We start from the raw sequence: 14,668 nt of genomic DNA on the forward strand, positions 1-14,668 counted from the left end.
ACCCGGAAACATCCTGTTAATTGATTTGAGCTTTTTCTTCGCTCGATTGAAATGGCTCATTAGTTGCAGCCCCCAGTTACCCGCAACAACTTTCGTCCCGCACATCATGGAGACAACGGGGCTTGCCAGGTTCGGCATGACGCGAGGGGTGAAAAATGAAAAACGCGACACCACCAAGCAGCTCCGTCGCTTCAAATGAGGAGCTTCTTATGAGTTCCATGATCAGGATTGGCATCGTTGATGATCACCCGCTGTTAAGGGATGGGGTCACGATGGCGCTGAAGAAAATAGCTGATTTTCAGGTAGTCGAGCAGGGTGGGTCTGCCGACGATGCCCTGGAAATTGCCGCCCGTTTTGCTCCGAATGTGTTGCTGATGGATGTAAATATGCCGGGCGACAGCTTTGCTGCCGTGCGAGCGATCTCGGCTTCTTCGCCGGCAGTCAAGGTTTTGATGCTGACGGTATCCGAGTCCATCGAGGACGCCTATTCCGCCCTCGAAGCGGGCGCGCAGGGATATGCGTTGAAAGGCATAAGCGGTCGTGAGCTTGTACAGATCATCAGAAACGTTGCCGCTGGTGAAACCTTCATTACACCCAGGCTTGCCAGCAAGCTGTTGAGCAATTTCAGAAAGCACGCGGATGACAAGCAAAAGGTCGAGCTGACCCATCGCGAAGAACAGGTTATCCGGGAAGTATCGAAGGGCCTGACCAACCGCGAGGTTGCCATCAAGCTCGAGCTCTGCGAGAAGACCATCAAGCACTACATGACGAATGTCATGTACAAGCTGCGCGTTCGCAACCGGACGCAGGCAGTCGCAGCAGTGAGACGGCATTGGGAGAGTGACCATATACCTGGCTTGTGTGGGGCTCTTCAACGCCGCGACTTGAATGACAATGGTTAGCCGGATAACGAGTCATAAGCGCTTGCGGTGACTTGAATGCAACGATCATGTTGGCACGGGTGATCAGATTCTGAACTGCGCCCTGACTTTGGTTCCGGCATGGGGCGCCGATTCAATGGTGAATATTCCGCCGAGGGATTCGACGCGATAGCGCATGCCGACAAGGCCCAGATGAGTTCTGCCTCGCCCCGGCACACTCGGTTTCTCGGTTGGAATACCCACTCCCGCATCCTCGACTTGCACTTGCAGCAGGCCTTCAGAGTGCGAGGCGCTGAGCTTTTGGCCTTTTCCTCCGGCGTGGATATAGGCATTGTTCAATGCTTCCTGGGCGAACCGGTAAATACAGATTTTATGCGCTATCGGTACATCGTCCGGAAGCGTATCAAGCTGCAGATCGACTCGTGTCTCGGTTCGCTCTTCGTGCCGCTGAACAAGCAATACCAGCGCATCGTGCAGGGTCAGGTCATTGACTTCGGGAACCGCCAGGCCAAGTGATATTTCCCGCACTTCGTTTAAAGCATCCTCGCCGGCACGTCTGATCATTTCGAGGGCTTCCCCATCCGAGGTGCCTGCCGAATCTTCGAGCTCTTCAAGGCGAAGGAGAATAAGTGACAACAGCTGGGCAGGACCGTCATGAAGATCGGCCCCGATCCGGCGAAGGGTGAGTTCATTGATTCTGGAGAATTCGCGATTGGCTGTAGTGACCTTGTGCTGAAGGGCGGCATTATTGGAGTGCAACCTGGCTTGCTCTTCCATTCGCCATTCAAGTGCTGTTTCCTGCAGCTTTATTATCTTGTCGCCACGCCGAACGATAAAAAACAAAAGCAAAATCATCGCCATCGTTGCTGTACCAACAACCGCCCATACTTTTTTGCGAACGTTATTGATTTCGCGCTGTAACGCTTGCGCGGTTTCGTAGAACTCACCAACCGCAATAATCTTTCCAGTACCCGCTTCGCGCAGTGGAGCAAAAATTTCATAGAACGGAATATTCAGGCTTCGCTCAAAAGCGTCCTCGGTATCATCATCAAGATCATCGTTCAGTTCTGTATAGATCTTGCCCGCCAGCGCCTGTGAGATCTCCTCTGTCGGAAAATTTTTATTGAACGTGGATTTGTCGGTGCTGTAGACAATCGTGCCGTCCGGGAGCCAGATCTTCACCGAGACAACATGTGTACTGAACGAGGTGCTGGACAGCAGGTTATCAATGGTCTGGATAGTTCCATCGGGGAGTTCCCTGGCAGTGGTCAGACCCTGGACGAAAGGTTCGAGAAAGTTCTCCATATACCGCGCCCCGGTCTCTGCCGCAGTTTGAACCGTTGCATCTTCGATACTCTGGCTTACGAGGTTTCCAACGAACGTCATGGTCAAACCCAGAATTACTGTGGCGCAGATCACGAACTGGGTTGAGCGGCTTAAATGGCGCAGTTTCGCAAGGGGGCCCTGTCTCCCGGGCACTCCACCACTGGACGTTTGGCCGACGTCTGATTCGACCAAGGTCTGATCCGATTCACTGACCAAGGTCTCAGAATTTGATTGGCCTTTCGTCTCTGTACACATCCGGGTAGCACCTCAATACTCATTTTCAATGGAGTGTAAAGCTGGCGGTAGAGGATGAAGGCGGGAGGCGCGATGAATAGTTTAAAAAGATTCTCGACCACTCTGGATAATCGCTATTTCCGGCAACAACAGCCGGGGGTCATTACCAATAGCGTGGTCGTCCATTCGCGCCTTGTACTGTCACCTTATGGCCATACAGACCAGGATGGAAACGTCAGCACGCTTGGTACTCAAGTCAAACCCGGTTCACCACCAGGCGTGTGGGAGCAGTCTCCAATACATACTAGTCAATTCGTGGTCGATGCCAGTTTTCTCCTGGATAAAAGGCTTGTTGACGAAGCCGCATGGACGCAGAACCGTGCCATCACCCCTCAGGAAGTCCCGGACTATGGCGATCTTCGCCAGCATTTTCCGGCCAATGACTCCGGTCGCTGGATGTGTGGCATCTGTGACAAGCCCACTATGCCTGAGAGAGCTCCATGGACAAATGCATAGAGCCCCGATACGTGACGGGGCGTTTAGCAAGTTGCACCTTCTATTCAACCTGCGTTCACGGGCCGTCGCCTCCTTGAGGCGCAATACCAGCCTGTAGGTACGGTTACCACGGGGAATTGACCCTTAGTTGAGCACTGCTGATTGCACGCCATTCAGCAAGGGCTCGGTGCGCCCGTACGACCAGGTCCCGTCGTTCAATTTTCGATTTTCATTTATGGGGTCCAACACTAAACCATGCGCTTGCAGCCGTGTTTCATGCGTGTGGTTTCCTGATTAGTCGAGCATCGAGGAATCAACCATGGCCAGCTTCATCAAGTCCGATCTCGAGTTCATTCTCGAACAAATTTTCATCGCCGAACGGCATGCGGCAGGCGTGAGTCTGGCTGACATGCTGCCGAACGTAGAAGTACCTTTCGGCCTGCGCACCGTCTCCGGCATCTACAACAATCTGGCCAATCCCCAGTTCGGTGCCGCCGACAACATCTTCCCGCGCATGACGCCGCCGGTGTTCAATACCGCGCAGGTACAGCCGGCCGGCTTCTTCGGCCCCACCGATCCTGGCGGAACCACGCCGACTTCCTACCAGCAGACCAGCGGTTTCGTCTTTGACTCGCAGCCGCGCACCATCAGCAACCTGATCGTCGACCAGACCGCCAACAACCCGGCGGCGGTCGCGGCCGCAGCGTTCAATCCGGATTCACAGACTGTCACCAGCCCCGGTCTGGACGGGCTGTTCGGCACCGCCGACGACGTTTCCGTCTTCAAGATCCCCAATATCACGCCGGACGCGGGCCTGACCGTGCCCTTCAACGCCTGGATGACCTTCTTCGGCCAGTTCTTCGACCATGGCCTGGACCTGGTCACCAAGGGTGGCAGCGGCACAGTGTTCATTCCGCTGCAGCCCGACGATCCACTGTTCGTGCCTGGTAGCCCGACCAACTTCATGGTGTTGACCCGGGCCACCAATCTGCCCGGTCCCGATGGCATCCTCGGCACGGCCGACGACATCCACGAACAGCAAAACACCACCTCGCCGTTTGTCGACCAGAACCAGACCTACAGCTCGCATCCCTCGCACCAGGTATTCCTGCGCGCCTATGAGATCAACGCCGCCGGCGATCCGGTCGCCACCGGCAAGCTGATCACCAATCGTGACCTGGGTGCCGATGGTGTGTTCGGCACGGCCGACGATGTCGAAACCGGTGGCATGGCCACCTGGAAGGTGGTCAAGGCCCAGGCCCATGATCTGCTCGGCATCAACCTGACCGATGCCGATGTGTTCAATCTGCCGCTGCTGGCGACCGACGCCTATGGCAACTTCATCAAGGGGCCCAACGGTCTTCCGCAAGTGGTGATGTTGGGCGCGGATGGCATTGCCGGCACCGCCGACGACATACTCGTCGAGGGTAACCGCGCCGCTCCCATCGACCTGACGAACGCCGTGCGCACCGGCCACCAGTTCCTCATCGACATTGCGCACAGCGCCGATCCGACTGGCGGCCTGACGCCCGACGCGGACAACGTCATTGGCGGCCCGCAAGCGCCCGGCACCTATGACAACGAGTTGCTGGATGCGCACTACATCGCCGGCGATGGCCGCGTCAACGAGAACATCGGCCTGACCACCGTTCACTCCGTTTTCCACCACGAACACAACCGGCTGGTTGATCAGACCAAGCAGACAGTGCTGGCTTCCGCCGACCTCGATTTCCTGAACAAGTGGCTGATGCCCGATGCCCAACTGACAGCGTTGCCAGTGACGCCGGCCGACATCGCGGCCCTGCACTGGAACGGCGAGCGGTTGTTCCAGGCCGCCAAGTTCGGCACCGAGATGCAATACCAGCACCTGGTGTTCGAGGAGTTCGCGCGCACCATCCAGCCGCAAGTGGACGTCTTCCTGGCACCCATGGGTAACGACACCACGATCGACCCGTCGATCGTCGCCGAGTTCGCGCACACGGTCTTTCGCTTCGGTCACTCGATGCTGGTGGAGACGGTCGATCGTTTCGATGCCAACTTCAACGTCGTCGGCGACGGCAATCCGACTGACCCGGGCAATCAACAGACCGGCCTGATCGCGGCCTTCCTCAACCCGCTGGCATTTGCTGCGAGCGGCCCGACCGCTGAGCAGGCGACAGGCGCCATCGTACGCGGCCTGACCCGCCAGGTCGGCAACGAGATCGACGAGTTCGTGACCGACGCGGTGCGCAACAACCTGGTCGGTCTGCCCCTGGACCTGGCCGCCCTCAACCTGGCGCGCGGCCGCGACACCGGCATCCCGTCGCTGAACGCGGCGCGGCGCGAGTTCTACCACATGACCGGCGACAGCCAGTTGACCCCCTACACCAGCTGGGCCGATTTCGTGCAGCACATGAAACACCCGGAATCGCTGATCAATTTCATCGCCGCCTACGGTACGCATTCAACCATCACTGGCGCTACGACGCTGGCGGCCAAGCGCGCCGCGGCTGCGGATCTCGTGCTCGGTAGCGCCACGGCACCGGCTGATCGCCTGGACTTCCTGCACAGTACCGGCGCCTGGGCCAGCACCGCCGGTGCGGACGGCATTCTGCACACTGCAGACGACGTGACCACCACCGGCCTGGACAACGTCGACTACTGGATCGGCGGCCTGGCTGAGGAGAAGATGCCCTTTGGCGGCCTGCTGGGTTCGTCCTTCAACTTCGTCTTCGAAACCCAGTTGGAAAACCTGCAGAACGGTGACCGCTTCTACTATCTGGCCCGCACCGCGGGACTCAACTTCGGCACTGAGCTTGAGAACAATTCGTTCGCCAACCTGGTGATGCTCAACAGCGACGCAACACACCTGCCGGCCAACATATTCCAGACGCCGGCCTTCATCCTCGAGACCGACCCGTTGCACCAGTTCAACCAGAGCGTGGTGGCCGGGCCGGACGGAATCGTCGGCACGCTCGACGATCTGCCTGCCAACGCCGATCCCTTCGGCCCGTCGGACCACCCGATAGGCTCACCTCGGATTGACCATTTCACGCCACTGGTGATCCGCGACAATCCCGACACAGTGGGCCCGGATACCAACTACCTGCACTACACCGGCGGTGATACGGTCGTGCTCGGCGGCACAGCCGGCAACGACATCCTCATTGCCGGCGACTCGGACGACGACACCGTCTATGGCGACGCCGGCAACGACCGGCTCGACGGCGGTTACGGCAACGACAACCTCTTTGGCGGCGCCGGTGACGACATCATCACTGACATCGGCGGCGCCGACGTCATCCACGGTGACGACGGCAACGACGTCATCCAGGCCGGCAACTCGATCCTCGCCGGCAACAATCTGGTCCTCGGCGGTGCGGGTAAAGACTTCATCATCACCACCGAAGACATCACGATGACCTTCGGCGGCGCGGGCGACGATTTCATCCTCGGCGCCAAGGTCAACCTGGCGCCCACCGGCAACGAAGGCGATGACTGGATCGAGGGCGGCACCCAGGACGGTGCACCCGGCGATAACATGAGCCCGACATTGACCGACGATGTGCCCGGCAACGACATCTTCATCGGAAAGGGTGGATTCGATGAAATGATCGGCGAGGGCGGCGATGACGTCTTTGTCGCCAGCGACGCGCAAGACAAGATGGACGGCATGTCCGGGTACGACTGGACCACCTACAAGAATGACCTGTACGGCGTGACCGTCGACATGGTCGTTCCCTTCTTCAGTCCCTATCACCCGGTGCCCGATGCCGCGGGCAATATCGTGGGTGCATTCGCGCAATCGCCCGATGCGGTCTATGACCGGTTCGCGGAAGTGGAGGGCCTGTCGGGGTCGGCCTTCTCCGACTTCCTGCGCGGCGACGAACAGAACGCAGCCATCATCGCCAACATCACGGCCAGGGGCAGCATCCTCACCAACTTCGATCTCGTCAGTGGCCTGCGGGCCTTCGTCGGCAGCGCCGGTTTCGGTGCCGACGGTATCGGCGGGACGGCTGATGATCAGTTCGGCGCGGGCAACATCATCCTCGGCGGCGATGGCAGCGACATCATCGAAGGCCGTGGCGGCAGTGACCTCATCGACGGCGACAGTTGGCTCAACGTGCGCATCAGCGTGCGGCAGAACATCGATGGCACCGGGCCGGAAATCGCCAGCTTCGACAGCATGACGCAGATGATCCCGCTTATGCTGAACGGCACCTTCAATCCTGGCCAGCTCGTCGCCGTGCGTGAGATCCTGCCCGGTACATCCACAGGCGGGGCTGCGTTCGACACGGTTAACTTCCTGGGCCCTCTGGCGAACTACACGATCGCCGTCAACGGCATCGTCGTTGATCCCGCCGCTCCCCTCAATATCGTCGGCACCGACGTCGTCACCGTGACCGACAATGTCGGCAAGGAAGAAACCGACCGTCTCACCAACATCGAGCGGCTGCAGTTCTCCGATCAGGCAGTGGTCCTCGTGCAGGGGGTCAACGCCGAGCCTGTGGGTGCGCTGACGGTGAGCAACACCGCGCCGACCGTAGGCCAGACGCTGACCGTGTCGGCGGCAGGCATCACCGATGGCGACAACGCGGGCGGGGCGATCAACAATGCCATCAGTTACATCTGGCAGTTTGAAGCGGCGCCGGGCTCGGGCGTCTTCGAGGACATCATCCTCGGTCCAGGCCGCATCGGTATCGGATTTACCAGAGCGGACCAGCCCACTTTCACGGTGACGCCGGATCTTGCCGGCCTGGCAATCCGCGTCAAAGCCTTCTATGCGGACGATCATGGTGTGACCGAGCAGGTATTCTCGGCACCCACTACCGCAGTAGTGGCTGCGGCGCCGGCCCCGGTAGTGGCGCCTTCGCTGATCGATCCGCAGACCACTGCCCCCAGCAACGGTGTGCGTTACACGCAATCGGACCTGGCGTTCATCCTTGACCAGATCAAGATAGCGGAACACAACGCGGCCGGTGAGAACCTCAGCTCGCTGCTCGACAACGTACGGATGCCGTTCGGTTTACGCACGGTCGAAGGGACGGACAACAACCTGCTCCATCCCGAGTTCGGTGCCGCCGATAATGCATTCCCGCGCCTGACCACGCCGAACTTCCGCCCGGCCGATGCCGGCACGAGTTACACCCAGACCAGCGGTCTGGTGATCGACTCGCAGCCGCGCACCATCAGCAACCTGATCGTCGACCAGACTGCGCACAACCCGGCGGCGGTCGCGGCCACCTTTGATCCCGGTGTGGATGGCATCCTCGGCACGCCTGACGATGTCCTCAAGGCCGGTGCTCAGGTGGTTACCGGAACCCGTACGGACGGCACGACGTTCCAGACCTTCTTCGACCCGAACGTGAGCCCCGACGCGGGCCTGACCGCGCCCTTCAACCAATGGATGACCTTCTTCGGCCAGTTTTTCGACCATGGCCTGGACCTCGTCACCAAGGGCGGCTCGGGCACCGTGTTCATTCCGCTGCAGCCGGATGACCCGCTGTTCGTGCCAGGTAGCCCGACCAACTTCATGGTGCTGACGCGCGCCACCAATCTGCCCGGCCCCGATGGCGTTCTGGGCACGGCCGACGACATCCACGAGAACACCAACACCACCTCGCCGTTTGTCGACCAGAACCAGACCTACAGCTCGCATCCCTCGCACCAGGTGTTCCTGCGTGCCTACGAGCTCAACGCAGCTGGTGATCCGGTGGCCACCGGCAAGTTGATCGAAAATCGTGATCTGGGCGCCGATGGCGTGTTCGGTACGGCCGATGACGTCGGGATCGGTGGCATGGCCACCTGGAAGGTGGTCAAGGCGCAAGCCCATGATCTGCTCGGCATCAATCTCACGGATGCCGATTTCAACAACGTGCCATTGCTGGCGACCGACGCCTACGGCAATTTCATCAAGGGTCCGAACGGTTTTCCACAGGTAGTGATGTTGGGCCCGGACGGCATCGCCGGTACGGCCGACGATGTGCTCGTTGAAGGCAATCCGGCGGCGCCCATCAGCCTGGTCAATGCCGCGCGCACCGGCCATGCCTTCCTCAACGACATCGCGCACACCGCCGTTCCGGTGGACGACCAGACCGGCGCAGCACTGCTGCCCGATGCGGACAATATCGTTGGCGGTACACCTGCGCCTGGCTTCTACGACAACGAACTGCTGGACGCGCACTACATTGCCGGCGATGGCCGGGTCAACGAGAACATCGGCCTGACCACCGTCCATTCCATCTTCCACCATGAACACAACCGCTTGGTCGATCACACCAAGGACGTGGTCCTGGCGACAGCCGCAAGCGGCGATGTATCGTTCCTGAACGAATGGCTGCTGACGCCTGTCACTGCCGTTCCCGCCGACACCTCGACCCTCGACTGGAACGGCGAGCGCCTGTTCCAGACCGCGAAGTTCGGCACCGAGATGCAGTACCAGCACCTGGTGTTCGAGGAGTTCGCGCGTACGATCCAGCCGATGGTCGATCCGTTCTTCGCCCCGGGGCAGGTGTACGACACGGCGATCGATCCAAGCATCGTTGCCGAGTTCGCGCACACCGTCTATCGCTTCGGGCACTCGATGCTGCTGGAGCAGGTCGACAGGCTTGATCCGAACTTCGCCTCGAGCGACATCGGGCTGATTCAGGCCTTCCTCAACCCACTGGAGTTCGCAGGCAGCGGTCCCACTCCGGAACAGGCGGCCGGTGCCATCGTGCGCGGCGTGACCCGTCAGGTGGGCAACGAGATCGACGAGTTCGTCACCGAAGCCCTGCGCAACAACCTGCTGGGTCTGCCGCTCGATCTGCCCGCCATCAACCTGGCGCGCGGTCGCGATACCGGCATTCCGTCCCTGAACGCGGCGCGGCGGGAGTTCTATCTGCCCACTGGCGACGCAGAGCTCAAGCCCTACACGAGCTGGGCCGATTTCGTGCAGCACATGAAGCATCCGGAATCGCTGATCAACTTCATCGCCGCCTACGGCACGCACCCGACCATCACCGCCGCCACCACGCTGGCGGACAAGCGTGCCGCGGCTGCGGACCTGGTGTTGGGCGGCGCGACCGCACCGGCCGATCGTGTCGACTTCCTCAACAGCACCGGCGCCTGGACCAGCACCGCTGGTGCGGACGGTGTTTTGCACACGGCAGACGATGTGACCATCACCGGCCTGGATAACGTCGATTTCTGGGTTGGCGGGCTGGCCGAGGAGAAGATGCCCTTTGGCGGCATGCTCGGCTCGACCTTCAACTTCGTCTTCGAGAACCAGATGGAGAAACTCCAGGACGGTGACCGCTTCTACTATCTGGAGCGCACCGCCTCGATGGACTTTGGCGCCGAGCTTGAGAACAACACGTTCTCCGCGCTGGTCATGGCCAATACCGACGCAACACACCTCCCGGGCAGGGTTTTCCTGACGCCGGCCTACACTCTGGAGGTCAACCAGGCGAACCAGTACAACCCGAGTGTGATTGCCGGGCCGGATGGCATACTGGTCGACAATCCATTGACGCCAGTCAATGAGGCCGCCGACAACCTGCCGGCCAATGCCGATCCGTTTGGCCCGTCGAACCACCCGATTGGCTCACCACGCAGTGACTTCCTCACGCCACTGGTGATCCGCGACAATCCTGCCACACCTGGCCCGGATACCAACTACCTGCACTACACCGGCGCCGATACGGTCGTGCTGGGCGGTACGCCCGGCAATGACATCCTCATTGCAGGCGACTCGGACGACGATACGGTCTATGGCGATGCCGGTAACGACCGGATCGATGGCGGCTACGGCAACGACCAACTCTTCGGCGGTACCGGTGACGACATCATCACCGACATCGGCGGCGACGACGTCATCCACGGCGAGGACGGCAACGACGTCATCCAGGGCGGCAACGGCCTCAACCTGATCCTCGGCCAGGCCGGTCAGGACTTCATCGTCACCGGCGAGGACGCGGCCGATACCAGCGGCGGCCTGGGCAACGACTTCATCCTCGGCAGCAAGGCGAACGAATTCGCGCGCGGCGGCGAAGGTGACGACTGGATCCAGGGCGGATCCGCCGATGGTGTTGCCGGCGACAACTTCGACGCATTCGGCAACGATCCGATCAATGGCAACGATGTGTTCATGGGCGATGGCGGACCGGACAACTTCGACGGGGAGGGCGGTGATGACATCATGATCGGCAGCCCCAGCGAGGCGGACCGTTTCATCGGCTTCTCCGGTTACGACTGGGCGACCTACAAGGACGACCCGGCCGGCGTGACCATCGGCCTCAACTCCAGGCTGCGCTTCTTCGATCAACCGGCGGTACCCGGTTCCACCGCGTCGATCCTTGCCCGGCTGGACCTGGTGGAAGGGCTGTCGGGATCGTCACACGCCGATTTCCTCAGCGGCGACGATTCCACCGCGGCATTGCTCGCTGTGGCAGGCGCCAAGGGCAGCGTGCTCACCAACTTCGACCTCATCAGCGGTCTGCGGGCGTTCGTCGGCGCTGCCGGCAACGGGGTGGATGGCATCGCCGGTACGGCCGACGATAAGTTCGACGCGGGCAACATCGTCCTGGGCGGCGCTGGCAGCGATGTCATCGAAGGCCGTGGCGGCGATGACCTCATCGACGGCGACAAGTGGCTCAACGTACGCATCAGCGTGCGGCAGAACATCGATGGCACCGGCCCGGAAATCGCCACCTTCGACAGCATGACGCCGCTGGTCCCGCTGATGTTGAACGGCACCTATAACCCCGGCCAGCTCCAGATCGTCCGCGAAATCCTGACGGCGACCGGTCCCGACTTCGACACGGCGTTGTTCTCCGGCAATCTGGCGGATTACACCGTGGTCAATAACGCCAACGGCACCTTTACGGTCACCGACAGCGTCGCTGGCAGGGACGGGACTGACACCCTCAGCAATATCGAGCGGTTGCAGTTCGCCGATCAGTCGGTTGTTCTCGGCGGTGTGAACTCGGAGCCAGTCGGTTCGCTGAGGATCGATGATCCCACGCCCTCCGTCGGCCAGACGCTGACCGTCTCGGCGGCCGATATCACCGATGCCGACAATACCGCGACTGGCGGCGCGATCACCAGCCCCATCAGTTACTTCTGGCAGTTCGAAGCACGCCCGGGCTCGGGAGTCTTCGAAGACATCACCTTCTTTGCCGCCGGTGAGGTCACGCGTGCGGAGGGTACGACTGTCACAGTGGGCACGGAACTCAGAGTCGCACCACCGGCGACCCTTATTGGCGCCGTCCCGGCTGTTCCGCAACTTGTCGTGGCAACCGGATTGGCTCTGCGCGTCAGGGCGGTCTACCAGGACGCCAATGGCGTGCTGGAGGAGGTATTCTCGGCGCCGACCGCACCGATCGCGCCGGCCGGTACCGGCACCGTCAATGTCCTGCCGGTCGGAACGGTGCTGATCAGCGATACGACTCCGACGCCAGGCTCGGCCTTGACCGCCACGGATGCGTTCACCGACGCCAACGGAACCACGACCTCGGTGATTAACCATCAGTGGCAGGCGGGGAGCGGTGCGATCTTTACCGACATCGCCGGTGCTACGGGCACGACCTTCACGCCCGACACGACGCTGTCCGGTCAACAACTGCGGGTCGTCGCGAGTTATACCGATGACCTCGGCACACTTGAGCGAGTCACCTCTGCGGCAACGACAGTGGTCGGTGATGTATTTGTCGGTACCGCCGGTGCCGACATATGGACCGGCACCGCAGGCGACGATGTGGCCAGCGGAGGTGTTGGCAACGACCTCCTGAACGGCTTGGGCGGCAACGACATCCTCAATGGTGACGCGGGCAATGATGTGCTCATCGGGGGTACAGGTGCCGATACCATGGCTGGCGGTCTTGGCGACGACATCTACGAAGTCACCGACACTGGGGATGTGGTGACCGAGCTCGCCGGTGCTGGCAATGACTCGGTCTGGACCTCGCTCGCGAGCTACACCCTGGGGGCCAACGTCGAGAATCTGTATTTCGGCGGCAGCGGCCACTTTGCGGGCACCGGCAACGCGCTCGACAACACGCTCGTGGGTGGTGCGGGTAACGATGTCCTCATCGGTGGCGCAGGTGCCGACACGATGGCCGGCGGTGTCGGCAGCGACATCTACGAAGTCACCGACCTTGGGGACGTGGTGAACGAGCTCGCCGATGCCGGCAACGACTCGGTGTGGACCTCGCTGGCGAGCTACACCCTGGGTGCCAACGTCGAAAATCTGTATTTCGGCGGCAGCGGCAACTTTGCGGGCACCGGCAACGCGCTCAACAACACGATCGTGGGCGGTGCGGGTAACGACGTCCTCATCGGCAGTGGAGGTAACGACGTCATCATCGGTGGCGCAGGTGCCGACACGATGGCCGGCGGTGTCGACAACGATGTCTACGAAGTCACCGACCTTGGGGACGTGGTGACGGAGCTCGCCGATGGCGGCAGCGACGCGGTCTGGACCTCGCTCGCCAGCTACACCCTGGGTGCCAGCGTCGAGAATCTGTATTTCGGCGGCAGCGGCAACTTTGCGGGCAGCGGCAACGAGCTCAACAACACGATCATGGGCGGTACGGGTAACGACGTCCTCAGTGGTGACGCAGGTAACGATGTCATCATCGGTCACGCAGGTGCCGATACGATGGCCGGCGGTGTCGGCAGCGATATCTACGAAGTCACCGACCCTGGGGACGTGGTGAACGAGCTTGCCGGTGCCGGCAACGACTCGGTGTGGACCTCGCTCGCGAGCTACACCCTGGGTGCCGATGTCGAGAATCTGTTTTTCGGCGGCAGCGGCAATTTCGTGGGCTCCGGCAACGCGTTCTCCAACATGCTCGTGGGTGGTGCGGGTAACGACATTCTCATCGGCGGTGGCGGTAACGACCTGATGAGTGGCGGCGTCGCCGGCAACGATATTTTCGAGTTTGCTGCCGCGGGTTTCGGCAACGATACGATCCTGAACTTCGGCGCCAATGCGGCCGCAGGGCAGGACTTGCTCAATATCGCGGCACTGGGGATCACCAGCGCGACGTTCGCTGCCAACGTGACCATAACGGCTAACGGGGCGGACACGGTGGTCGGGATCGGGGCGGACACGATTCATCTTGTTGGTGTCAGCAGTACGACCGTTGATCAGACGGACTTCATTCTGGCCACTTGAGGTCCTGGTCAGTACCGTCGCAGGAGGGCGGAACAGTAGAGGGGAGGGCAATGGATGCCCTCCCTTTTTCCTTCCATTCAATTGCCCATCAGTTTCGCTTTCAAGAACAGGGGTAGTGATATTTCAGCAGTGCGCTGGTTGATCAAAGACCGCCGAGCGAGGAGGTATCGAGTGTCAGCCGGGGAACTGATCTCCAAACATGGGGTACCCGCCGGCGGAACCCGAGCGCGTTGCCTCGTCCTGAATCACATCCCAGTGTTCGACCATCACGCCATCCTCCAGCCGCAGGATGTCGACCACGACCCAATTCGCAGGCTGACCGATTCCAGTGAAGCGACCGTGCAACATGACGAAGTCGCCTTCAGCTACTGCCAACTGGCATTCGTAACGCATTTCGGGCGATCCTGCGGCGACCAGTTCGAACAGACCCTCGCGACCTGCGGGCACGTGTGCACTGTGCTGGATATAAGAGGGTGACCAGAAGCGCTCGGCTGCAGCCAGATCCTTGCGATTGAACAGGGTTGCGAAGCCTTCGAGGACAATGGCCTTGTTCTCGGCGGGGGTACGTGAAGTCATAGTCTGATCCTGCTTGCAA

At 60.9% G+C, this 14,668-nt stretch carries 5 protein-coding genes; 3 read left to right on the top strand and 2 right to left on the bottom strand.

The features are described from left to right. Positions 1-209: 209 nt before the first annotated feature. Positions 210-902: a response regulator gene (locus tag ACCD00_RS15770; RefSeq protein ID WP_413425898.1), complete on the top strand. Its 693-nt coding sequence runs from the start codon at positions 210-212 to the stop codon at positions 900-902. A 63-nt stretch (positions 903-965) separates the two neighbouring features. Here the strand turns inward: ACCD00_RS15770 and ACCD00_RS15775 are convergent, their stop codons facing one another. After that, complete coding sequence (locus ACCD00_RS15775; RefSeq protein ID WP_413425900.1) at positions 966-2,462, bottom strand: sensor histidine kinase; 1,497 nt, start codon at positions 2,460-2,462, stop codon at positions 966-968. A gap of 72 nt (positions 2,463-2,534) precedes the next feature. Here ACCD00_RS15775 and ACCD00_RS15780 point away from each other — a divergent pair, with 72 nt between their 5' ends. Together ACCD00_RS15780 and ACCD00_RS15785 are read left to right on the top strand one after the other, a co-directional pair. After that, positions 2,535-2,957, top strand: coding sequence for a hypothetical protein (locus tag ACCD00_RS15780; RefSeq protein WP_413425902.1), 423 nt, complete (start codon positions 2,535-2,537; stop codon positions 2,955-2,957). Between the two features lie 298 nt (positions 2,958-3,255). Beyond that, a complete protein-coding gene (locus ACCD00_RS15785) occupies positions 3,256-14,073 on the top strand; it encodes a peroxidase family protein (RefSeq protein ID WP_413425904.1) in 10,818 nt (3,605 codons plus the stop codon). Positions 14,074-14,247: 174 nt separating this feature from the next. Here the strand turns inward: ACCD00_RS15785 and ACCD00_RS15790 are convergent, their stop codons facing one another. Further along, on the bottom strand, positions 14,248-14,649 hold the full coding sequence (locus tag ACCD00_RS15790) for an ester cyclase (RefSeq protein WP_413425906.1): 402 nt from the start codon (positions 14,647-14,649) through the stop codon (positions 14,248-14,250). Positions 14,650-14,668 lie beyond the last annotated feature (19 nt).

The sequence above is a fragment of the Pseudomonas sp. Pseusp3 genome (assembly GCF_047304225.1).
Lineage (GTDB): Bacteria > Pseudomonadota > Gammaproteobacteria > Pseudomonadales > Pseudomonadaceae > Aquipseudomonas > Aquipseudomonas fluorescens_CD.